This window comes from Nonomuraea diastatica (assembly GCF_004349015.1).
GTDB classification, from domain to species: Bacteria; Actinomycetota; Actinomycetes; order Streptosporangiales; family Streptosporangiaceae; genus Nonomuraea; species Nonomuraea diastatica.
Window position 1 is genome coordinate 37,700 of sequence record NZ_SMKP01000021.1, and the last position, 22,512, is coordinate 60,211.

The window sequence follows — 22,512 nt, forward strand, 5'->3', positions numbered from 1 at the left end:
CCACGTCTCGGACCAGGTTCGTTTCCGGTCTTCGCGCAGGTGGACGGGCTGGTCACCGCGCCCCGGGGCGGCCGGGTCAGTCTTCCGCCCCCGCCGGTCGCCAGCCGAGCTGCGACGCGATGCGCAGGAAGTAGGCCTTGATCTCGGTGGCGCTCTCGTCGTCGGGATGGGTGCCCAGGTGGTTGAGCACGGCGCCGCTGAGCGCCTCCTGCACGGCGTCCAGATCGGCGCTGGCCGGAAAGCACCCGCTCTCGTGCGTGCGGAGCAGCAGCTCGTGCACCATCGCGGCCCGCCGCCCCCTGTTGACCTGGCGGTACGTCGTGGTCAGCTCCGGATAGTCGTCACGGGCGCCGTAGACCCGGCGCAGCAGGCGGCGGTTGCGCGGCACCGCCAGATGGGTGGCCCACTCGTCGAGCATGTGGTCGATGTCCCGCCAGCCGGTGAACGCCGGGTCGTGGTCGTGGTTGGCCCACTCCAGGGCCCGCACCAGCAGCGCGGTCTTGTCGGCGAAGCGGCGGTAGACCGTCGCCCTGGTCACCCCGGCCCGCCTGGCGACCTGCTCGATGCTGGTGTGCCTCGCGCCCTGCTCGATGAGCACGTCGAGCGCGGCGGTGAGGATGGCCAGGTCCGCCTCCTGGCTGCGCGGCCTGCCGGCCGGCCGCGCGGACGTCGTGCGGTCGGTCATGTCGGTCGCTCCTCTTGATCCGTTCCGCCGGCACGCCGGGTCATCCGGATCTCCTCTCGGCCGATGATAATTGAATACAGTACGGCTCCGTATTCAAAATGGCGACACCAGGGGGCGACGGGCGGGTCGCGTTGCGCGATCATGGTGGGGGGGCTAACCTGTCCCCATGCGAAATCACGCTCAGCTCCAGTGGTGGCGCCGCTTCTAGGCGGCGCGTGTTTCGCATTCCTCAAAGGACGGCCGCCCCGGATGGCGGCCTTTCTCGTGTCCGCCCCCGGGGCTCATCATGTTGACGTGATAAGGGGCAGCAAGTGGAGACGAGCGGATATACCACTGCGGGGGGCATCGTCGTCGAGCGCGAGACGCGCGAGGTGGACGAGGCGGCGCTCGAAGAGATCGTGACGGCCCTCGGGGAGAGACGCGGGGGCGCCTTCTCCTCGGGCATGGACTATCCGGGCCGCTACAGCCGCTGGGCGTTCGGCTACGTCGATCCCTGCCTGGAGCTGGTCGCCAAGGGCCGCACCATCGCGGCGATCGCGCTCAACGAGCGCGGCAGGATCGTGCTGCCCGCCGTCGCCTCCTGCCTGCTGGCCGCGGGCAAGCCCGTCAGCGAGCCCACGGCCGACCGCGTCGAGGTGCACGTGGCGGAGCCCGGCAGCGATCCCGGAGATCTCCTGCCGGAGGAGATGCGCAGCCGCCGGCCCACCGTGTTCACCGCGATCCGCGAGGTCATCGCCGCCTTCAAGGGCGACGATCCCCACCTCGGCCTCTACGGCGCCTTCGGCTACGACCTGGCCTTCCAGTTCGAGCCGATCCGCCAGGAGCTCGTCCGCCCCGACGACCAGCGTGACCTCGTGCTGCACCTGCCCGACCGGCTCGTCGTGATCGACCGGCAGCGCGAGACCAGCCTCGAGTTCCGCTACGAGTTCACCGTCGACGGCGCCACCACTCGCGGCCTCGACAGGACGGGCGCCACCGCGGTCCCCGTCGCCTCCGCCCAGGTGCCGCCCGACCCGGAGAAGGGCGCATACGCCAAGGTCGTCGCCGCCGCCAAGGAGAAGTTCAAGCGCGGCGACCTGTTCGAGGTCGTGCCCGGCCAGGTCTTCCACGCCACCTGCGCCGACCCGTCCGCCTTCTACCGCGGCCTTCGTCAGAGCAACCCGGCCCCGTACGAGTTCATCATCAGCCTCGGCGAGGGCGAGCACCTCGTCGGCGCCTCGCCCGAGATGTACGTCAGGGTGAGCGGCGGCCGCGTCGAGACCTGCCCCATCTCCGGCACCATCGCCCGCGGCAGCAACCCGGTCGAGGACGCCGAGGCCATCCGCACCCTCCTGTCCAGCGTCAAGGAGGAGTCGGAGCTGACCATGTGCACCGACGTCGACCGCAACGACAAGTCGCGCATCTGCGTGCCCGGCACGGTCAAGGTCATCGGCCGCCGCCAGATCGAGCTCTACTCCCGCCTGATCCACACCGTCGACCACATCGAGGGCCGGCTGCGCCCCGAGTTCGACGCGCTCGACGCCTTCCTGACCCACATGTGGGCCGTCACGGTCACCGGCGCCCCCAAGACGTGGGCCATGCAGTTCATCGAGGACCACGAGGCCACCACCCGCCGGTGGTACGGCGGCGCCATCGGCGTCATCGGTTTCGACGGCTCCATGAACACCGGCCTGACCTTGCGTACCGCCCAGATCGAGAACGGCGTGGCCACCGTGCGGGCCGGCGCCACGTTGTTGTTCGACTCCGACCCCGAGGCCGAGGAGCGCGAGACCGAGCTGAAGGCCAGCGCCCTGCTCGGCGCCCTGGCCGCGGTCGGCCGGACCGGCGCGGCCGACGCCGCCGAGACCAGGGAGCAGCCGGGCCACGGCATGAAGGTGCTGCTCGTCGACCACGAGGACTCCTTCGTCAACACCCTGGCCGACTATTTCCGCCAGGAGGGCGCCGTGGTGACGACGCTGCGCCACGGCTTCCCGTCCCGCATGCTCGACGAGATCGCCCCCGACCTGGTGGTGCTCTCGCCCGGCCCCGGCTGGCCGACCGACTTCGGCATGTCGGCGCTGCTCGACCAGGTCTACGCCCGTGACCTGCCGGTCTTCGGCGTCTGTCTCGGCCTGCAGGCGATGGTCGAGCACGCCGGCGGCACGCTGGAGCTGCTCGACTACCCCGAGCACGGCAAGCGCGGCAGGGTCGCCCGGCTCGGGGACGGCGCGCTGCTGGAGGGGCTGCCCGAGGAGTTCACCGCGGCCCGCTACCACTCGCTGCACGCCAAGCGGCCCGGCGTCGTCGGCTTCACGCCGACCGCGCTCACACCCGACGGCAACGTCATGGCCATCGAGGACACCGAGCGGCGGCGCTTCGCCGTGCAGTTCCACCCCGAGTCGATCCTGACGCAGGAGGGCGGCGCGGGCGCGAAGGTCATCGCCAACGTGCTGCGTCTCTGCCGTAGGTAAAACGCCCGCGGGAGCGTGCGGGGCTCGCCTAGAGTTCCCGCATGCTCCCCGCAGACCTGCCCGGCACGGTGCGCGACGCGCTGCTCGCCCCGCTCGTCGACCACCACTGTCACGGAGTGCGGCGAGACGACCTGACCAGAGCCGAGTTCGAGCTGCTCATCAACCAGGGCGGCAGCCCGGCGCCGCCCGGCACCACCCACTTCGACACGCCGTTCGGCACGGCGGTGCGCCGCTGGTGCGCGCCGCTGCTCGACCTCGAACCGCACGCGCCGCCCGCCGTCTACCTCGCTCGCCGCGCCGAGCTGGGCGCGGGCGAGGTCAACAGGCGGCTCCTGGCGGCGGCCGGCGTGGTGGCCTTCCTGGTGGACACCGAACCGGCCGGCGCCTGGGAGGACGGCGAGCTGCTGTCGGCCACCGAGATGGGCCGCCACGGCGGCGCCGCCGCCGACGAGCTCGTACGGATCGAGGCCGTCGAGCGCGGCGTGGCCGAGACGGCGCAGATCTCCGTCGACTACCTTGACGCCCTCGGCGAGGAGCTGACCGCCAGGGCCGCCAGGGCGGTCGCGTTCACGACGGTCATCGGGTCGCTCCACGGCCTCGACTTCGACCCGTCCCGCCCCAGCAGGGGCTCGGTGATCGCGGCGGTCAACCGGCGGCTGTCCGAGCCCAAGGAGCCGCTGACGGACCCCGTCCTGCTGCGCCACCTGCTGTGGATCGCGATCGACGTGGCCAGGGAGCGGGGGCTGCCCGTGCAGTTCCACACCGGCTTCAGCGGCTCAGGGCCCGACCTGCACCGCAGCGACCCGGCCAGGCTGGGTGCCCTGGTCAGGGCGCTGCAGCCGGCCACCGTGCCGGTGATCCTGCTGCACTGCTACCCGTTCCACCGCCAGGCCGCCTACCTGGCCGGCCTCTACCCGCACGTCTACGTGGACGTCGGGCTCGCGCTCCCGCACACCGCGGCCGCCTCGGCCCGGGTGGTGGAGGAGTTGCTGGAGCTGGCGCCGTTCCACAAGCAGGTGTTCAGCTCCGGTTGCCACGCCGTGGCCGAGACCGGCTACCTGGGCGCGCTCTCCTACCGGCGGGCGATGGGCGCGGCGCTGAGGGCCAGGCTCGGTTCGGGGGAGTGGAGCGTCGCGGACGCGGCCAAGGTCGCCCACATGATCGGCTCGGGGAACGCCCGCCGGATCTACCGGTTGTGACGCGGGTCGTTTCCGGTCCGGCCCCGGAAGGCGAGGGGCCCGGCGTCGGCCGCCCCGGCTGTCATCCGGCTGTCCCGCCGCAACCCCGTCATGCACCTGGTGCGATACGCCGTACACGTGGGACACCGCGCGGCACGACCTGCGGCAGCACAGCGAACGGGTCGCGCAGACCACCACCGCGCCGCCGGTCCGCGCCCAGCCCGCCGGGCTCCCGTTCGCGCCCGCCAAGTCCTCGGTGGCGATCAAGGGCCAGATGCAGCAGACCGGCTACTACTGCGCTCCGGCGTCCAGCTCGATCGTCCTGCGTGTGTTCGGTATCAGCCGCACCCAAGCTCAGCTGGCCAAGGAGATGAAGACCGACCCGAAGGCCGGCGCGACCCGGCGCGAGAACACCCTCGCCGTGCTCAACGCGTACGTCAAGCCGAAGGGTTACGTGTTCCGCCTGACCTAAGCGAAGAACAACCCGCTCGCGCTGATGGCGCGCGTCTCCCAGGCGGTGAGCGTGCACAAGAAGCCCACGATCATCGCGGTGGTCGTCAACAAGCTGCCGTGGAGCACATCGGCCGGGAGCTTCGGCCACGCGATCGTCGCGTACGGCTACGACCGGTCCAAGGGCACGATCACCGTCTGGGATTCGAACGGGCGCGACGGCGCCACGGGGACGCACGTGATCTCGGCCAAGGCCCTCGCCGCAGCCCTGAACGACCTGCCCGCCCAGGGAATGGGCGGGGTCTACGACGTCTCCAAGCGCCTGCTTCCCCTGTAGGCGTGCGGCACCGGTCCAGCGGCTCGGCGGCGGTCAGTGAGGCCTACGTCGCCAGGCTGCTCGGTCTGCCGTTCATCGCCGTCATGCCGGCGTCGACGAGCCCCTGAGAAGATCGCGGCCAGGAGACCGTGATCCCGGAGGCGCCGTCCGGCCCACGCGGCCTTCGAGGTCAACGGCCGCGTCCGCCCGCGAGCGCCCGCGGGTGCCGGGCTCAGGCGAGGGCGGGCAACACGTAGACCTCGGCGCCCGGCGGCAGCGCGCAGTCGAGGCTGCCCAGCCCCCGGGCGTTCTCGCCGCACACGATCATGCTGATGTGCCTGCGGATGCGGCCGTACTCGTCGCGCAGCCGCTCCTCCAGCAGCGGATGGGTGCGCCGGAGCATGTCGAGGGCCGAGCCCAGGGTGGGCGGGGAGTCGCGGTCGGCGCCGACCGCGAAGACCTTGACCTCCTGCATCCCGCTCACCCACCTGCGCAGCGAGCTGGGCAGCACGAACACCACCAACATCACCGGTCTGCTCATCGGCTAGAGCACCGCCGCGCGCACGGTGAGCACGTCGGGCAAATGCCGGCCGACCAGCGACCAGGTCTCGCCGTCGTCGCGCGAGCAGTAGACCTCGCCGTCGCGCGTGCCGAAGAACACCCCCGCCTCCGACGCGGTCATCGCGTCACGCAGCACGGTCGCGTGCACCGGCCCTTCGGGCAGGCCCGCGGAGAAGGGCCGCCACGTCTCGCCGGCGTCGTCGCTGCGGAAGACGCGGTAGCGGTGGCCGACGGGTGTGCGGTCCATGTCGGCCGTGAGCGGCAGCACGAAGATCGTGTCGGGCCGCGACGGATGGGCCACGATCGGGAACCCGAAGTCGGACGGCAGCGCCGAGCCGATGTCGTGCCAGCTGCCGCCGAAGTCGTCGCTGCGATAGACGCCGAAGTGGTGCTGCAGATAGAGCCGGTCCGGCCGGGCCGCGTCGGCGGTCACCTTGTGCACGCACTGCCCGAACTCGGGGAACTGCCTGCCCTCCGGCATGAACGGGGCGCGGATGTTCTGGTTGGCGGCCTCCCATGACAGGCCGCCGTCGGTCGTGCGGTAGAAGCCGCCGGTCGAGACGGCCACCCCCATGACCGCCGGGTCGGCGGGGTGGCTGACGATCGTGTGCAGGCACAGCCCGCCGCCGCCCGGCTCCCAGAGCGGGCGGTGGGGGTGCTCCCACAGGCCCTCGGCGAGCCGGTAGGTGACCCCGCGATCCTCCGAGCGGAACAGCGCGCCCGGTTCGACACCCGCCCACACCACGCCGGGCTCGGAGGGCGAGGGCGCGAGCTGCCACACCCGGGTGAGCGTGGCCCCGGTCTTCTCGGGGAAGGCGATGGGCGGCTGCTCGGCTTCCTGCCAGGTCTGCCCGAGGTCATTTGAATACATGACGGACGGACCGAAGTGGCCGTATTCGACGCCGGCCAGCAGCCGGGGGGTGCCGCCGCGCGTGTCGATGGCCACCGACGGCACCGCGATCGTGGAGAACTGGATCGGCTGGATCTCGAACGGGCCACCGCCTGCCGAGCGGGCCAGGAACAGGCCCTTGCGGGTGCCGATCGCGAGCACTGCGTCACTCATGACACACTCCCAAGTTCGCTTTGCGGCCATCGTGTCACGCGCCACCGACAGTTACCGAGGTCTGGGGAATCCCGCTGCTCCTTCCGGGTCCGGTCCCGCATGACCTGGGACGTCATCGTCACCATTCCCTCCAGGCGCTAACGTTCCGGATATGGGAGCTGTAGCCGTACATGAGGAGTCTTATGGTGAGTTGTTGCGGTCGTGGCGGCAGCGGCGGCGGGTGAGCCAGCTCGATCTGGCCATCGAGGCCGGTGTCTCCGCGCGCCACATCAGCTTCCTGGAGACCGGCCGCGCCCGGCCCAGCCGCGAGATGGTGCTGAAGCTGGCCGGGGAGCTGGAGGTGCCGCTGCGGCACCGCAACAGGCTGCTGGTGTCCGCGGGGTTCGCACCGATCTATCCCGAACGCGCGGTCCGGGCTCCGGAGATGCACGTCGTACGGCAGGCGCTGGACAGGATCCTGGCCGGTCACGAGCCGTATCCGGCGCTCGTGGTGGACGTCGCCTGGAACTTGGTGGCGGCCAACAAGGCGAGCGGGTTGTTCATGGAGGGAGTGCCGGCGGAACTGCTGGCGGAGCCGGTCAACGTGATGCGGTTGTCACTGCACCCGGACGCGATGGGCGGGCGGCTGCTCAACCTGGCCGAGGTGCGGGCCCACCTGCTGCACGGGCTGCGCAGGCAGGCCGAGACGTCCGGCGACGGGCGCCTGGCCGAGCTCCACGACGAGCTCGCGTCCTACACCTATCCGGGCGTGGACCTGAACGTGGCGCACGTGCCGGGTCCGGGCGACATCCTGTTGCCGCTGCGCATCGCCGCCGGTGACCGGGTGCTGTCGATGTTCACCACGATCGCGACGTTCGGCACGCCGATGGACGTGACGGTCTCCGAGCTGGCCATCGAGATGTTCTGGCCCGCCGACGAGGAGACCGCCGCCACCTTCCGCTGACTCCCGCCGCCTGCCCGCCACGCCCGTCGTGCCCGGGGCGGTTAGCGGGCCGTGGCGGGCGGGTCCGGCGCTTCCTCGCCCGTCGCGGTGGCCACCTCGACGGAGATCGGGGCCGGGCCGCCGCCCGTGATCGGCAGGCCGCCGGTGACGGTGTAGGTGCGCACGTCGAACGCCCCGCCCGAAGGCGGCGCCGCCACCGTGAAGGCCGCGTGGGCCGCGCCGCCGGGGACGACCGAGGTGGAGATGTAGTCGCCCGCCATGCGGCCCTGCGCGGTGTCGGCGAACCAGTCCAGCGGCATCGCCCCGTGCAGTTCCTCAGGGGCCGCCCAGGTGGCCCCGCCGTTGGTGGAGGACGTGTAGCCGACCGTGAGCCGGCAGGTGGCGGTGGTGCAGGCGGCGTCGGGGTAGCGGTAGTAGGTGAGCGCGAGCCGGACCGTGCCGCCCGCGCTGGCGCGGTCGACGCCGAGACCGGGGATGAAGTGGTCGCCGCCGTCGCTGGTGGCCCGCATGACGTGGCTCCACTCCTCACCGGTGGCGGACCTGCTCAGCACGATGTCGTTGCCGGAGCACTGGTACTGGAAGCGGCAGTCGTGCCAGGCGACGTACACGGCGCCGGTCGCGTCCGTCTCCGCCGACGGCAGCGGCGCCGCGCGCAGCCCGCCCGCGACCGTGTGCCGCCGCACGGCCGTGACCAGCACGCTCGGCTCCCAGCTCGCGCCGCCGTCACTGGAGCGGATGGAGCGGATCTCGTCCTTGTCGCTCAGGTACGGCACCACCACGGCCCCGTCAGGCCGCACGACCGGCTGCCCGCCGAGCCCGTTCTCCGGGGTGGCGATCACCGTCCACGTCAGGCCGCCGTCGGAGGAACGCGCCATCGTGATCGCGTTGCCCGCGGCGTGGTCGTCGAAGGCCGCGTGGCAGTGGCCGTAGAAGGGGCTGGACGGGGTGTTGTCACAGACGATCCAGCTCTTGTCCAGGTCCCCGCCGCCGTCCCCGCCGTGGTCGCTCCTGTCGCCGGCCTCTCCGGCCTCGGCGGCCGTGGTGACCGTGACGGGCGCGTCCCAGGTACGGCCGCCGTCGGCGGAGCGGCTGGCGAGCACCGCCGTCCCGGTGATCCCGCCCTGCTCCGACAGCGCCAGCGACGCGATCAGCCATACGCGGTGCCGGGCGTCGTAGGCCACCGACGGGTCGCTGACCCGGTCGTGGGAGCCGCCGCCGAACGTGGTGATCCCGGGCAGCACCCCCTTCGTCCAGGTGCCGCCGTTGTCGGGCGAGGCGGCGAAGGCGATGCCGGTGGCGCCGCCGTCGAAGAACCTGCCCGACTGGTGCGCGGTCACGATGACCGAGCCCCACTGGAAGGTGTCGGGCCCTGCCTGGGTGGCGTGCTGGCTGGTGGCGTTGGCGTACGCGTCGGCCCCGATCTCGGTCAGCGGCACCGCCGCGCCGGCGGGGGAGGCGGAGGTGAGGAGAAGTGTCGCGGCGACGACGGCAGGTAGGGGCAGGAGCCCGCCGATTCCTCGGCGCCTGGCGGGGGATGGCACAGTCCACCTCCACTTGGCGTATCAGTTCCAGATGGCACCGTTCCGCCGCCGCTGTCAACCTCCTGATCGCCGATCGGGTCCCCTCAGCGTCCCCCTCGGTGTTCCGCTCGGGGTTTCGTTCAGTGTTCCGCGTGCACGACGTCGCGGTGGATCCGTGACAGGGGCACGCCGTCGCGCTGCAGGCAGCGGACCGTCTCGTTCACCATGGGCGACGGGCCGCAGACGTACACGTCGTGCTCGGCCCAGGAGCGTAAGCGGCGGGTGGCGTCGGGCAGGTGGCCGCGCATCCCGTCGTACGACGGCTGGTCCGACACCACGGGCACGACCCGCAGCCACGGGAAGGCCGACTCCATCCTGATCAGGTCGGGCAGGTCGTACAGCTCGCCGGCGGTGCGGGCGCCGTGCAGCAGGTGGATGGCGGGCCGGCGGCCGGAGGCGATGATGGACTCGACGATCGCCTTCAGCGGCGCCAGGCCCGTGCCCCCCGCCACGCACAGCACGTCGCGCACGCTCTGCTCGCGCGGTGCCATCGTGCCCGTCGGCGGCCCCAGCATGACCGTGTCGCCGACGCGCGTGTGCCTGGTCAGCGTCGTCGACACCCAGCCGCCGGGCACCGACCGCACGTGCAGCCTGATCGTGTTGTCCTGGCGCGGCGCGTTGGCGATGGAGAACGTGCGCCACACGCGGGGCCAGCGCGCCGTCTGCACGGTCACGTACTGGCCGGGTGTGTACGGCAGCCGCTGCGCGGGCCGAAGCGTGATGACCGCGATGTCCCGGTGGCGCAACTCGTGGCCGACCACCTCGGCCAGCCACCAGGCGGGCGAGACACCCGCGTCGGCCTCGGCCGAGTCGATCATCATCTTGGCGGCGCCCGCGTACGCCGTCCCCCAGGCCTCCTCGATCTCGGGGCTCCAGACGTCGGCGGCGAAGCGGCGGACCGTGGCGAGCAGCGCCTTGCCCACGGCCGTGTAGTGGCCGGCGACCACGCCGTACTTGCGGTGATCCCTGCCCATCTGGCCGAGGAACGCCGCCATGTTGTCCGGGCTGTCCAGGCTCCACACGATCCTGGTCAACGCGCTGAACAACCGGTCGCCCTGGACGTCCAGGGCCGGCGGGAACATCCCTCGCAGGTGTGGATTCTCAGCGAAAAGCCAGCCGTAGAAGTAGGCCGTGGCCTGCTCGGCCACCGGCTCGATGACGGAGAAACTCTCCTTGACCAGGCGCGGATTCAACGACATGTTCCCACCCCACTTGTGACCGGAAACGAATTCCGGTCTTGCCGTTCACCTCCCTGACGGTCCGGGTGATGAGCGCACGTCCCTCCCCGGCACCTCTGCTGCGCTCGCAAAAGAGTCTTACACCGCCGATGACGCGTCACAACCATTTCCCTTTAATAGGGGCGAAGCAGAATCTCGTGCGGCGCTGGCCGGACGAGATTTCTCGGTTTTCGGGCAGTAATCGTGAATAAAAGTCGCATTCATCTGCTGGGGTGAGCCGGATGCGCCCATCTGGGGGCATCACGGTGCTCCGCCACGAGCGCGGGCCTCTCCATCGCCCCGGCCGGCGCCCGGCCGCGTGGGAGGCACGTGGCGGGAGGGGATCTTGAGGAGGGGTGACATATCGGAAAGACTGTGCGCCATGATGGGCATGTAGCCGTCACCTCGACCGGCTGGTGGCCGAACGAACTCCACCATGCCCCTGGAGATCGCATGTCCCGTCCGCTGATCGGTATCACCGCCTACTTCGAGGCCGCCCGCTGGAGCGACTGGGTGCGGGAGGCCGTGCTCTCGCCGCCGTCCTACGCCAAGGCGGTCGACCGGGCCGGGGGTGCGCCCGTGGTGCTCCCGCCGCTCGGCCTGCACGCCATCGACGACTACGTACGCGGCCTGCGGGGGGTGGTCCTGGCCGGAGGGGTCGAGGTGGACGCCTCCGCCTACAACGGCGAGCGCGACGATCGGGTCCCCGAGGGGCAGCAACACCGCGACCGCTTCGAGCTGGCCCTGGCCAGGGCGGCGGTCAAGGCCGACGTGCCGATCCTGGCCATCGCCAGGGGCATGCACGTGCTCAACGTCGCCCAGGGCGGCACGCTGATCCCCTGGCTGCCCGACGTGCTCGGCAACCACCGTCACGCCGAGCCGGGCACGCCCCACACACTCCAGGTCAGCGTGTCCAGCAAGCTCGGCAAGGCGATCGGTGACCGGGTCGAGGTCGTCGCGCCGCACCACCAGTCCGTCCGCCGCCTCGGCGCCGGGCTGCTCGCCGTGGCGTGGGCCGACGACCAGATCGTCGAGGGCGTCGAGGTGCAGGGCCACCGGTTCGGCGTGGGTGTTCAATGGCATCCCGAGCGCGATCTCGAGGACCGGCTCTTCGATGCGTTCATGGAGGCGGCCCGCTAGGCTGCGATCATGCCGCTGCACCCTCAGTCGCGGGACTACATCGCCGTCCATCCGTCGGATCTGGGCGCCGATCCGGCCACGCTCGACCTGGCCGAGATCCAGGAGTTGCGCGCGAATGACGGCCTGGCGGCCCAGCGTGGCCCGCTCACCAAGCTGCCGTTCGTCCGCGACGAGCGCGCGGAGGGCGTGCCGATCCGGATCTACCGCGCCGACCCCGGCGACGGCCCGCTGCCGGTCGTGGTCTATTTCCACGGGGGCGGGTGGGTCCTCGGCAGCGTCAAGCGCAATGACGCGTTGGGGCGCGACCTGGCCATCCGCACCGGCGCGGTGGTCGTGTCCGTCGACTACCGGCTGGCCCCCGAGCACGCCTTCCCGGCCGCCGCCGACGACGCGTGGACGGTCGTGCGCGACATCTTCGCCAGGCCCGCCTTCTACCAGAGCAACGGCCGCGTGGCCGTCGTCGGCGACAGCGCGGGCGGCAACCTGGCGGCCGTCGCCGCATGGCAGGCCCGCGACGCCGGGCTCAGGCTGGCCCACCAGGTGCTCGTCTATCCGGTGCTCGACGTGGCGATGGAGACGCCCAGCTACACGGAGTTCGCCAAGGGCTTCGGGCTGGAGGCCGGGGAGATGGCGTGGTTCGCCCGCCAGTACGCCCCCGACGCCGACCCGGCCGACCCGCGGTTGTCCCCGCTGCGCCTGCCCGACGTCGCCGGCCTGGCGCCCGCCACCATCGTGACGGCCGAATACGATGTGCTGCGCGACGAGGCCGAGAGCTACGCGCAACGCCTGAAGCAGGCGGGCGTGCCGGTCGAGCTGCACAGGTTCGACGGCGCGGTGCACAACTTCTTCGGCCTGCCCGGCCTGTTCGACCATGCGGGCGAGGCCCGCGACCACATCGCGGGGCGGCTGCGAGAGGCGCTGTGACCTACACCAAGCTGAAGATCGACACTCCGGCCGACGGCGTGCTGCGGGTCACGATCAGCGAGCCCGGCCGGCTCAACGCCGTCGACGCCACCGCCCACCGCGAGCTGGGCGAGATCTGGCGCGACGCCGACCGCGACGACGGCGTCAGGGCCGTGCTCGTCCGGGGAGAGGGCACGGCGTTCTCCGCCGGCGGCGACCTGTCCATGATCGAGGAGATGACCCGCGACCACGCCACCAGGCTGCGCGTTTTCGCCGAGGCCCGTGACATCGTCTACAACGTCCTCAACTGCTCCAAGCCGATCGTCTCGGCCATCCAGGGCCCCGCCGTCGGCGCCGGGCTCGCCGTCGCGCTCCTGGCCGACATCTCCGTCGCCGGGCGCACCGCGCGGATCATCGACGGTCACACCCGGCTCGGCGTCGCCGCGGGCGACCACGCCGCGATCGTCTGGCCGCTGTTGTGCGGGCTGGCCAAGGCGAAATACCACCTGCTGCTGTGCGAGCCCGTGACGGGCGAGCAGGCCGAGCGGATGGGGCTGGTCAGCCTCTGCGTCGACGACGACCAGGTGCACGACAGGGCGATGGAGATCGCGGTACGGCTCGCCGCCGGCGCCCAGGAGGCGATCAGGCTGACGAAATACTCGCTCAACAACTGGCTGCGCCTGGCGGGGCCGTCGTTCGACGCCTCCCTCGCCATGGAGTTCCTCGGCTTCACCGGGCCCGACGTGACCGAGGGCGTGCGCGCCCTGCGGGCGAAGCGGCCGCCGTCCTTCGGCTGAGCGCCGGGTGTGCTTGCCGCCCGCGCGGGTAGGCGCAGCGCGAAGGTCGACCAGATGGCCGCGCCGGCACCGGCAGGCACTGTTCGCCGAGGCCGAGAACGCCGCCCCGGCGGACGCGGAGCCGAGAGCCTCGCAGGGCGTCCGGCGCACGCCGTACGGCAACGAAGGGGGAGAGAGCGCGGCGATGGCCCGGTGGACGAGCGGGGCGAACGCGCCAGATCGGGCGGCCGTCGGCGCCGCACCTTTCGCGGCCGGCCAGACCGGCCGGCCAGACCGGCCAACCAGAACCGGTGGCCGGTCAGACCGGCCGTTAGAAGCTGCGGGGGAGTCCGAGCACCTGGGTCGCGAGGTAGTTGAGCAGGAGCTCCTCGGTCACAGGTGCGACCTTTGCGATTCTGGCGTCGGTCAGCAGCCTGGCGACCGGATATTCGTGGGAATAGGCCATCCCGCCGTGCGTCTGGAACGCCGCGTCGGCCGCCTCCCAGGCCGCCTGTGACGCCGTGAGCTTGGCGATGTTGGCCTCGGTGCCGCACGGCAGCCGCCGGTCGAAGCACCACGCGGCCTTGTAGATCATCAACCTGGCCAGCTCGATCTTGGCCTTGACCTGTGCCAGCGGGAAGGAGATCGCCTGGTTGGCGCCGATGGGCCGGCCGAACACCTCTCGGTCCTTGGCATAGTCGACGGCCACCCTCAGCGCGACCTCCGCCGTGCCGAGCGCCGAGGCGGCCAGCAGCACGCGCTCGGGGTTGAGGATGTCCCACAACACCGCCACACCTTGGTCCACCTCACCGATCACGTGGGAGGCGGGCACCCGCAGGTCGTCGATGAACACCATGTTCGACGGCGTCGTGTTCGCACCCATCTTGGGGATCGGACGGTAGGACAGGCGTCCGGCGGCGACCGCCTCGGGCACGTTCACCAGCAGCACCGTCAGCCCGTGGCTGCGCGGACGTGCCTCCGCGGCCGGGACCGTCCTGGTCACCAGCAGCATCCAGGTGGCCCGCTGCACGCCGGTGATCCAGATCTTCTGTCCGTTGACCACGAAATCGCCGCCGTCGCGCCGGGCCGACGTGGTGATCGCCAGCGAGTTGGATCCGGCGTCCGGCTCGGTCAGCGCGAAGCAGGTCTCGACCTCACCCGTGGCCAGCCTGGGCAGCAGCTCCGACCGCTGCGGGGCGCTGCCGTGCCGGTCGATCGTGAGCGCGCCGAAGCCGGGCGTCAGCACGTACGTGAACGCCGACCCGCCCGCCGCGCCCGACGCCGAAAGCGTCTCCGTGGCCACCGCCAGCTCCAGCAGCCCCTGCCCGCCGCCGCCGTGCTCTTCCGGCACCGCCAGACCCAGCCAGCCGCCCTTGGCCAGCTCGTCCCAGACCTCCTCGGGCCAGCGCTTGTCGTTCTCGCACCGCTGCCAGTAGCCGAGGTCGTATCGGGAGCAGATGTCGCCGATGCCGCGCTGGACGGCGAGGGCGCTCTCGGGAAGGGTGAAATCCATCACGCCATCGTAGAATCATGTTCTGATCAGGGTCGAGGCCGCCGCGCGTGGAACACGAAGGCCGGAGGCGGGTTGCGCCACACCGTACGCCCCGGCACGACCTCTTCGAACCGCTCGGCCAGCAGCGCGCGGAAGCGCCGGGCCGAGTTGAGCGGGATGGCGTGCACGTAGGAGAACGTGGTGAACGCCGCCACCGGGCTCATCGCCGACGTCACGGCGCGCAGCAGGTCACGCTGCGTCTCTTCCGGGAACGCCGCCCACGGCAGCCCGCTGACCACCACGTCTGCCTGCCGCAGCCCCCGCTCGCGCAGCAACTCACCGAGCCGGGCCGCGTCGGCGTGCGCCACGTCCACGGTGGGGAAGCGCTCGGCGAGCAGCTGCGCCATCAGATCGTTGACTTCGACGGCGAGATGGTGGCCCCGCCCGGCGAGCCGCTGCTGGATCTCCGCGGTGAACGGGCCGGTGCCGGGCCCCAGCTCCACGACGGTCGGCTCGCCCCGCTCGGGAATGGGCGCGCAGACGTTCGTCGCCAGCCGGCGCGAACTGGGGGCGACCGCGCCGACCTTGGTGGGGGCACGCAGGAACTGGCCTAGGAAGAGTGCGCTGTCGTTCGACATGGCACGACTTTAGGGGCAAGATCTTGATAGGTCGCTCCGTCCTCCGGGCGGATGTGCGGCCAGTAGGAGGAGGCGGAGCCGTCCAAGCGGAGGACCGGCCTTCCACGCTGGGCGGATACCGTTGTGCGCATGCGCTGGCGCGGTGTCCCTCTCGATGTCCTGCTCGCCGTCTCCGGCGTGGGCCTCGATCTGCTGACGACGGCGCACGCGGGCGACACCGAGTTCCTGCCCGCGGAGATGAACCTCCCGATGGCGCTGCTGGCGGGACTGCCCATGGGGCTCGTCCGGCACCGGCCGGTGACCGTCACCTTCTATCTGGCCGCGCTGCTCATGGTCACCGACCAGATCGGCTCGTTCACCTCCAACACCGCGCAGATCCTCATCTGCGTCGCGCTCGGCGTGGTGGGGCACCGCTCCGGCCTGCGCGCCACCACCGCGGCCGTGGCCGTCACGATCGTCGCCACCGCGTGCAACATCGCCGACCACGGCATCGCGCCGAGCGCCAACACCTGGATGTACTCCGTCCTTCTGCCGGTCTTCCCCGCCGTGCTCGGCGCCTACCTGCGCAGCACGGCGGGGCGGCTGGAGGAGCGCGACGTGACGCCCGACGCGCTGCTCGCCGCCGGCGGGGTCGCCATCACCGTGCTCAGCACGTGGACCTCCTGGCACCTGGGCGCGCAGCCCGTCTGGGTGGTCGGTCTGCTGGCCGTCGTGGGCGGCCTGTCACTGGGCATCGCCAGGCGGCTGCCAGGACTGGTGTTCCTGCTGCAGGGCGTGCTGCTCGTCTCCGCCGACACGTACCTGAACAACACGGTCAACACCTGCGTGATCCTCACCCTGACCGCGATCGGCGTGTTCTCCATGCGGGTGGGGTCGTGGGCCTGGGTCGCGGCCGCCTACCTGACCGGCTGCCTGCTCACCGCGATCGCCGTGGTCGGCCACGAGACCGAGGTCACCCCGTTCCGGGTCGGCGTGCTGATGACGCTGGTGGCCACGCCGATCGCGATCGGCCGCTACCTCGGGATGCGGCAGGCCGCCCTGGCCGCGGAACGGCTGCGCGCCGAGGAGTCCGCCCGCGCTGCCGTCGCGCAGGTGCGGGCCGACCAGCTGGCCGAACGCGAGCACATCGCCCGCGACGTGCACGACATCGTCGCCCACCACGTCGGCGCCATGGTGCTGCGCGCCGGCGCCGCCCGCTACGCCGCGCCCGACGGCCCCGTCGCCGACGCCCTCACCGACATCCGCGACGCCGGCCACCAGGTGCTGCAGGACCTGCGCGAGCTGCTCGACCTGCTGCGCGACCCCGAAAGGCAGCCCGGCCTACTGGCCAACCCCGCCGACGTCATCCGCGAGTCGGCCGAACGCATGGCCGCCGCCGGCCTCGACGTCGGCCTCGACCTCGACCCGGCCGCCGACCGCACTCCGCTCATCGCCCGCGCGTCCGCCGCCCGTATCGTCCAGGAAGGACTCACCAACGTGCTCAAACACGCCGGACCAGGCACGCAGGTCCGCGTCAGCGTCACCCCGTCAGGCGACGGACTTTCCGTGGAGATCCGCAACGGCCGGCCGCCCACCGACATCGAGCGCCTGCCCTCCTCCGGGCGCGGACTGGCCGGCATGCGCGAACGCGTCCGCGCCCTCGGCGGCACCCTGTCCGCCGGCCCCGACGGCGAGGGCGGCTGGCTCCTGGCCGCCCACCTGCCCGCGCGCCTGCCCCAAGGGAGCGTCGCGTGATCCGCGTGCTGATCGCCGACGACCAGGCGCTCGTCCGCGCGGGCGTGCGCATGCTGCTGCAGGCCGCGGGCGACATGGAGGTGGTCGGCGAGGCCGTCGACGGCGCCGAGGCGGTGCGGCTGGCCGAACGCCACCTGCCCGACGTGATCCTCATGGACCTGCGCATGCCCAAGGTCGACGGCCTGGAGGCGATCAAACGCGTGCTCAGAGCCCGTCCGGGGGGCAGGATCGTGGTGCTGACGACGTTCGCCGAGGACGCCAACGTCTACGCCGCCCTGCGGGCCGGCGCGGTCGGGTTCCTGGTCAAGGACGACGACCCCGAGCGCATGGTGGACGCCGTGCGCCGCGCGGCGGCCGGGGAGCAACTGCTGGCGCCGTCGGTGTTGCGCAGGGTCGTGGAGCGGTTCCTGGCCGCGGGGGAGGAGCACGTCGCGCCCGCCCCGCCCGCCGGGCTGACCGAGCGGGAGGTCGAGGTGCTCGCCCTGGTGGGGGCGGGCCTGTCCAACGCGGAGATCGCCGAGGAGCTGCACGTGGGCGTCACCACCGTCAAGACCCACATCGCGGCGGCGATGGACAAACTGGGTCTGCGCAACCGCATCCAGGCCGCCGTCGTCGCCCACCGCACCGGCCTGGTCGACGCCTCCTTCCGCCCCGTACGCCCCCCTCGCGGCTGAGCGCCTGCCCCGGCTCTACGGTGAGCGCCCGTTCATGACCCCGCGGCTGAGCGCCTGGCGCCCGCTCGCGGGGTTGGCAGGCGTCCCGTCCGGCGGCGGCACATCCTGCGGGGGCCGTCGCCTGCGGGGTCCTGGCCGTGCGACGGGTGCGGTCGCCGGAGGGAGGCCGCCGCCGCTAAGGTCGGGGGTGTGTACGTGAAGATCTGCGGGCTGACCGAGCCCGAGCACGTTGCCGCCGCCGTCGAGGCGGGAGCCGACGCCATCGGGCTGGTCATGACCCGCAGCCCCCGCAGGATCACCGTCGAGCGGGCGGCCGCGCTGGCCGCGCTCGTTCCCGCCCACGTGCTCACCGTCGGGGTGTTCCGCGGCGAAGACCCCGAGACGGTGCGCGCCGCCGCGCTGGCCTCCGGGGTGCGGGCCGTGCAGCTGCACGGCAGGCATCCGCACGGCGACTTCACCGCTCTGAAGGACCTCGGCGTGCGCCTGGTCAGGGCCGTCGACGCGGAGGCCGACCTGCGGTGCGGCGCCTTCGACGAGGACCTGCTCCTCGTCGACGCGCCACACGCCGGGTCGGGCCTGCCCTGGGAGTGGGCGGCCGTGCGCGGCCGGCCGTCCGGCCGGTGGTTGCTGGCGGGCGGCCTCGCCCCGGCCAACGTCGCCGACGCGATCGCTGCCGCCGAGCCGTGGGGGGTCGACGTGTCCAGCGGGGTGGAGACGTCGCCGGGGGTGAAGGACCCGGCTCTCATCAGGGCGTTCCTGAAGGCCGTGCGCGGCTGATGGACGATCTCGCCGGCGCCGCCCCGCCGGGAGACCTGGCCCGTGCCATCGGCTTCACCCACGCCTTCGCCCGGCGCAGGGCGCCCATCGAGGTGCCGGTCCCTGGCGGGTTCGCGGTGCTGGACGACCGCTTCCCCGGCTCCTAGGACGACAACAAGCTGATCGTCTGGTCCGGCGACCCGGATGCGGGAGAGCTGCTGCGGGCGGCGGACGACGTGCTCGCCGAGCGGCCCCACCGGCTGGTGTGCGTGGACGACGACCGGCTCGGCACCACCTTCGCGCCCGCTTTCGCCGCCGCCGGCTACGAGCTGCTCGCGGAGGTGGCGGAGGCCGAGCTGGTCTTCCTGGTGGCCGATGCGGCTGACTGGCCGGAAGACTTCTACGGCAGGCTCGGGTTCGAACCTCTCGGTTCCGCTCACGCCTTCCTCCGCGTCTGACGACCCCGCTCCGGTCGCCCGCGGAGGTGGTGTCCCGCGGCTCGCAGGACCGGAAGCGGGACGGTGAGCGGGCGCTCGTGTGCGAGCGGCCGGCGGGCCCTTTCGGGCCTCCGGCGAGACGGCGGGTCTGCCAGGAAGGGAGCCCGGGCGGGACCGCTGTGGTGGAGTTCCACGCAGTAGGGTCTGCTGCGTGAGCGATACTTCCGCCGAGGACCGGATCTGGACGGTTCCTAACCTGCTGAGCTTCCTGCGCCTCCTGGGCGTACCCGTGTTCCTCTGGCTGGTTCTGGGGCCCAAAGCGGACGGGTGGGCCATCGGGATCCTCGTGGTCGCCGGGTTCACGGACTGGCTCGACGGAAAGATCGCCCGGGCGTTCAACCAGACGAGCAGGCTGGGCCGGATCATCGACCCGGCCGCCGACAAGCTCTACGTCTTCGCCACCATCTTCGCGCTGCTGCTGCGCGACGTCATCCCGTGGTGGCTGGTCGCGGTCATCGTCGGTCGCGAACTCTTCGTCGCGTGTTCCTTCCCCGTACTTCGCAAACATGGCTATAAGGCACTACAAGTGCATTTCCTGGGCAAGGCCGCCATGTTCAATCTCATGTACGCCTTCCCTCTCCTCTTCCTTGCCTCCCACACTGGGTGGTATGCCGATATAGCCCGAATTGTCGGGTGGGCGTTCGCCCTATGGGGAACGGGCCTGTACTGGTGGGCGGGGGTGCTGTATGTGGTACAGGTGCGCCGGCTCGTAACCTCGGCCAAGAAGGAGTGATCGGGTGAAGGCGGTCGTCATGGCAGGCGGGGAGGGCACTCGGCTGCGTCCGATGACCGCCAACCAGCCCAAGCCTCTGCTCCCCGTGGCCAACCGCCCGATCATGGAGCACGTCCTGCGCCTGCTCAAGCGGCACGGCATCACCGAGACGGTGGTCACCGTCCAGTTCCTGGCCGCGCTCGTGCGCACCTACTTCGGCGACGGCGACGAGCTCGGCATGAACCTCCAGTACGCCACCGAGGACCTGCCCCTCGGCACCGCCGGCAGCGTCAAGAACGCCGCCGACCGCCTCCGCGACGATCGTTTCCTGGTCATCTCCGGCGACGCGCTGACGGATATCGATTTAACGGACATGATCCGGTTCCATCGCGAGAATGCGGCTCTGGTGACCATCGGGCTGAAACGCGTGCCGAACCCGCTCGAATTCGGGATCATCATCGTCGACGACGAGGGCAGGGTGCAGCGTTTCCTGGAGAAGCCCACCTGGGGCCAGGTCTTCTCCGACACAGTGAACACCGGCGTCTACGTCATGGAGCCCGAGGTCCTCGACGCCGTGGCCACCGGGGAGCCCGTCGACTGGTCCTCCGACGTCTTCCCCGCCCTCCTCGCCCGCGGCGCGGCCATCTACGGCTACGTGGCTGACGGCTACTGGGAGGACGTCGGCACCCACGAGAGCTATCTCAAGGCCCACGCCGACGCCCTGTCCGGCAGGGTCGCGGTGGACATCGGCGGCTTCGAGCTCTCGCCGGGGGTCTGGGCCGCCGACTCCGCCGCGGTCGACCCCGACGCCGTGCTCAAGGGCCCTTTGCTCATCGGCGACTACGCCAAGGTCGAGGCGGGGGCCGAGTTGCGCGAATACACCGTGCTCGGCAACAACGTCGTCGTCCGCGAGGGCGCCTTCCTGCATCGCGCGGTCGTCCATGACAACGTCTACCTCGGCCCCGGCACCCACCTGCGGGGCTGCGTCATCGGCAAGAGCACCGACGTGATGGCCGGCGCCCGCATCGAGGAGAACTCCGTCATCGGCGACGAATGCGTCATCGAGGCGGAGGCGTACGTCTCCAGCGGCGTCAGGGTCTACCCGTTCAAGACCATCGAGGCCGGCGCGGTCGTCAACACCAGCGTCATCTGGGAGTCGCGCGGCCAGCGCAACCTCTTCGGCCCGAGAGGCGTCAGCGGCCTGGTCAACGTCGAGATCACCGCCGAGCTGTGCGTCCGCCTGGCCAGCGCGTACGCCACCACTCTCAAGAAGGGCGAGCACGTCGTCACCTCGCGCGACTGCTCCCTGGCCGCCAGGGCGCTCAAGCGGGCCGTCATCGGCGCGCTCACCGCCGGCGCGATCAACGTGCTCGATCTGGAGGCGGCCCCGCTGCCGGTGGCCCGCTTCCACACCGCCAGAGGTCCGGCGGCCGGCGGGATCGCGCTGCGCACCACGCCGGGAGACCCGCAGAGCGTGGACATCGTCATTATGGACGACCGTGGCGCCGACCTGCCCCCGGCCGCCCAGCGCAAGTTGGAGCGGGTCTTCTCCCGCCAGGAGTTCCGCCGCGCCTTCCCCGGGGAGATCGCGGAGCTCGCCTACCCGGCCAGGGCCGTCGAGGACTACACCCACGACCTGCTGCGTCACGCCGGCGTGACCGGGGTCAAGGACATGAAGGTCGTCGTCGACTGCGCGGGCGGCACCTCGTCGCTGGTGTTGCCCACGCTGCTCGGCCGGGTCGGCGTCGAGGTGCTCACCGTCAACGCCCGCCTCGACGACGTCTCGCCCACCGAGACGCTCGCCGGGCGGCGGCGTGACCTGCAACGCCTGTCCGAGCTGGTCAGCTCCTCCCGGGCCGCCTTCGGCGTCAGGTTCGACCCGGTCGGCGAGCGCATCGCCCTGGTCGACGAGATGGGCCAGCTCATCAGCGAGGAACGCGCTCTGCTCGTCGTGCTCGACCTCGTCGCCGCCGAACGCAGGAGCGGCCAGGTGGCCCTGCCCGTCACCACGACCAGGGTCGCCGAGCAGGTGTGCCGCTTCCACGGCGTGCAGGTGCAGTGGACGTCCACCGCGCTCGACGCCCTCACCTCGGCCGCCGCCGGCCCCGACATGATCTTCGCGGCCGACGGGCGCGGCGGCTTCGTGGTGCCGGAGTTCAGCCCCGCGATCGACGGGCTGGCCGCGTTCCTGCGCCTGCTCGGCCTGGTCGCCCGCACCCGCCTGTCGCTCAGCCAGATCGACGCGAGGATCCCCGAGGTGAAGCTGCTCAGGCGGACGGTGCCGACACCGTGGGCGGCCAAGGGCGCCGTGATGCGCTCGGTCATCGAGGCGGCCGAGGCCGAACCGGAGGGCCGCCGCATCGACACCACCGACGGGGTGCGGGTGGCCCGCGACGACGGCAGTTGGGTGCTGGTGCTGCCGGCCGCCGCCGAGCCCGTCACCGACCTGTGGGCCGAGGCCCCCGATGTGGACGGCGCGCAGGCGCTGCTCGAACGCTGGGCCCGCATCGTGGAACAGGCCGCCACGTGACGCCGCGGCCGGGCAGCCGGGAGAACGGCCGCCCGTGATGTGCGCAGGCGGTCCCGCAAGATCGTAATGTAGAAACGCGCGGCGGCATGGACCGCAGGGCGGGGGCGACGGTAACTTTGTCTGCGTCCTGACCACAGTCCAGCGCCCCCGTCTTGACCTTTGCCGCTGATCAGCGTAAGTTGCGGCATTCGCAAACTTGAAAAAGCGAAGCGAGGCG

Annotated in this window: 22 protein-coding genes; 15 read left to right on the forward strand and 7 right to left on the reverse strand. The window is 71.7% G+C overall.

The features are described 5' to 3' along the window. Positions 1–76: 76 nt before the first annotated feature. Complete coding sequence (locus E1294_RS10135; RefSeq protein ID WP_132507131.1) at positions 77–685, reverse strand: TetR/AcrR family transcriptional regulator; 609 nt, start codon at positions 683–685, stop codon at positions 77–79. 311 nt (positions 686–996) lie between these two features. Between E1294_RS10135 and E1294_RS10140 the strand changes: the two genes are divergently transcribed. The 4 genes from E1294_RS10140 to E1294_RS10155 all read left to right on the forward strand — a co-directional run bounded on the left by E1294_RS10140 (position 997) and on the right by E1294_RS10155 (position 5,100). Beyond that, on the forward strand, positions 997–3,135 hold the full coding sequence (locus tag E1294_RS10140; protein WP_132507133.1) for an anthranilate synthase component I: 2,139 nt from the start codon (positions 997–999) through the stop codon (positions 3,133–3,135). Between the two features lie 41 nt (positions 3,136–3,176). After that, positions 3,177–4,334, forward strand: coding sequence for an amidohydrolase family protein (locus E1294_RS10145; protein WP_132507135.1), 1,158 nt, complete (start codon positions 3,177–3,179; stop codon positions 4,332–4,334). A 235-nt stretch (positions 4,335–4,569) separates the two neighbouring features. After that, the gene (locus E1294_RS10150) at positions 4,570–4,785 is read left to right on the forward strand and encodes a C39 family peptidase (protein ID WP_132507137.1); all 216 of its coding nucleotides are present in this window, start codon (positions 4,570–4,572) and stop codon (positions 4,783–4,785) included. Positions 4,786–4,809: 24 nt separating this feature from the next. Further along, a complete protein-coding gene (locus tag E1294_RS10155) occupies positions 4,810–5,100 on the forward strand; it encodes a hypothetical protein (RefSeq protein WP_132507139.1) in 291 nt (96 codons plus the stop codon). 211 nt (positions 5,101–5,311) lie between these two features. On the opposite strand, the gene E1294_RS10160 is transcribed toward E1294_RS10155, so the two are convergent. Beyond that, the gene (locus E1294_RS10160) at positions 5,312–5,620 is read right to left on the reverse strand and encodes a ubiquitin family protein (protein WP_201761224.1); all 309 of its coding nucleotides are present in this window, start codon (positions 5,618–5,620) and stop codon (positions 5,312–5,314) included. Between the two features lie 3 nt (positions 5,621–5,623). After that, positions 5,624–6,703, reverse strand: coding sequence for a WD40/YVTN/BNR-like repeat-containing protein (locus E1294_RS10165; protein ID WP_132507141.1), 1,080 nt, complete (start codon positions 6,701–6,703; stop codon positions 5,624–5,626). A 151-nt stretch (positions 6,704–6,854) separates the two neighbouring features. On the opposite strand from E1294_RS10165, the gene E1294_RS10170 reads away from it, so the two are divergent. Beyond that, positions 6,855–7,646, forward strand: a complete 792-nt coding sequence (locus E1294_RS10170) for a helix-turn-helix domain-containing protein (protein ID WP_132507143.1) — start codon at positions 6,855–6,857, stop codon at positions 7,644–7,646. A gap of 41 nt (positions 7,647–7,687) precedes the next feature. On the opposite strand, the gene E1294_RS10175 is transcribed toward E1294_RS10170, so the two are convergent. Continuing rightward, positions 7,688–9,187 carry a sialidase family protein gene (locus tag E1294_RS10175; RefSeq protein ID WP_132507145.1) on the reverse strand — a complete coding sequence of 500 codons (1,500 nt, stop codon included), beginning with the start codon at positions 9,185–9,187 and terminating at the stop codon, positions 7,688–7,690. A gap of 119 nt (positions 9,188–9,306) precedes the next feature. Continuing rightward, positions 9,307–10,425, reverse strand: a complete 1,119-nt coding sequence (locus E1294_RS10180) for a globin domain-containing protein (protein ID WP_132507147.1) — start codon at positions 10,423–10,425, stop codon at positions 9,307–9,309. Between the two features lie 471 nt (positions 10,426–10,896). Between E1294_RS10180 and E1294_RS10185 the strand changes: the two genes are divergently transcribed. The 3 genes from E1294_RS10185 to E1294_RS10195 are packed head-to-tail and all read left to right on the forward strand — an operon-like array spanning position 10,897 to position 13,283. Next, the gene (locus tag E1294_RS10185; protein WP_132507149.1) at positions 10,897–11,583 is read left to right on the forward strand and encodes a gamma-glutamyl-gamma-aminobutyrate hydrolase family protein; all 687 of its coding nucleotides are present in this window, start codon (positions 10,897–10,899) and stop codon (positions 11,581–11,583) included. 9 nt (positions 11,584–11,592) lie between these two features. Further along, positions 11,593–12,507, forward strand: coding sequence for an alpha/beta hydrolase (locus tag E1294_RS10190; protein WP_132507151.1), 915 nt, complete (start codon positions 11,593–11,595; stop codon positions 12,505–12,507). Next, entirely contained in the window at positions 12,504–13,283 is a 780-nt protein-coding gene (locus tag E1294_RS10195; protein ID WP_132507153.1) for an enoyl-CoA hydratase/isomerase family protein, read from the forward strand. The genes E1294_RS10190 and E1294_RS10195 overlap by 4 nt, the downstream gene beginning before the upstream one ends. Positions 13,284–13,593: 310 nt before the next feature. Here E1294_RS10195 and E1294_RS10200 read toward each other — a convergent pair whose 3' ends face one another. Further along, complete coding sequence (locus tag E1294_RS10200) at positions 13,594–14,775, reverse strand: acyl-CoA dehydrogenase family protein (protein ID WP_132507155.1); 1,182 nt, start codon at positions 14,773–14,775, stop codon at positions 13,594–13,596. 26 nt (positions 14,776–14,801) lie between these two features. Then, positions 14,802–15,392: a class I SAM-dependent methyltransferase gene (locus E1294_RS10205; RefSeq protein WP_132507157.1), complete on the reverse strand. Its 591-nt coding sequence runs from the start codon at positions 15,390–15,392 to the stop codon at positions 14,802–14,804. 129 nt (positions 15,393–15,521) lie between these two features. Between E1294_RS10205 and E1294_RS10210 the strand changes: the two genes are divergently transcribed. The 7 genes from E1294_RS10210 (at position 15,522) to E1294_RS10235 (ending at position 22,295) form a co-directional block, all read left to right on the forward strand. Beyond that, complete coding sequence (locus tag E1294_RS10210) at positions 15,522–17,126, forward strand: sensor histidine kinase (RefSeq protein ID WP_246082918.1); 1,605 nt, start codon at positions 15,522–15,524, stop codon at positions 17,124–17,126. Next, complete coding sequence (locus tag E1294_RS10215; protein ID WP_132507159.1) at positions 17,123–17,800, forward strand: response regulator; 678 nt, start codon at positions 17,123–17,125, stop codon at positions 17,798–17,800. Before E1294_RS10210 ends, E1294_RS10215 begins: the two co-directional genes overlap by 4 nt. 189 nt (positions 17,801–17,989) lie before the next feature. Continuing rightward, on the forward strand, positions 17,990–18,577 hold the full coding sequence (locus E1294_RS10220; RefSeq protein ID WP_132507161.1) for a phosphoribosylanthranilate isomerase: 588 nt from the start codon (positions 17,990–17,992) through the stop codon (positions 18,575–18,577). Next, positions 18,577–18,723, forward strand: coding sequence for a hypothetical protein (locus E1294_RS52580; protein WP_165977204.1), 147 nt, complete (start codon positions 18,577–18,579; stop codon positions 18,721–18,723). The genes E1294_RS10220 and E1294_RS52580 overlap by 1 nt, the downstream gene beginning before the upstream one ends. A gap of 69 nt (positions 18,724–18,792) precedes the next feature. Continuing rightward, positions 18,793–19,014: a hypothetical protein gene (locus E1294_RS10225; RefSeq protein WP_132507163.1), complete on the forward strand. Its 222-nt coding sequence runs from the start codon at positions 18,793–18,795 to the stop codon at positions 19,012–19,014. A 190-nt stretch (positions 19,015–19,204) separates the two neighbouring features. Beyond that, on the forward strand, positions 19,205–19,786 hold the full coding sequence (clsA, locus tag E1294_RS10230) for a cardiolipin synthase ClsA (RefSeq protein WP_132507165.1): 582 nt from the start codon (positions 19,205–19,207) through the stop codon (positions 19,784–19,786). A 4-nt stretch (positions 19,787–19,790) separates the two neighbouring features. Beyond that, positions 19,791–22,295 (forward strand): mannose-1-phosphate guanyltransferase, encoded by a 2,505-nt coding sequence (locus tag E1294_RS10235; RefSeq protein WP_132507167.1) that lies wholly within the window; start codon positions 19,791–19,793, stop codon positions 22,293–22,295. Positions 22,296–22,512 lie beyond the last annotated feature (217 nt).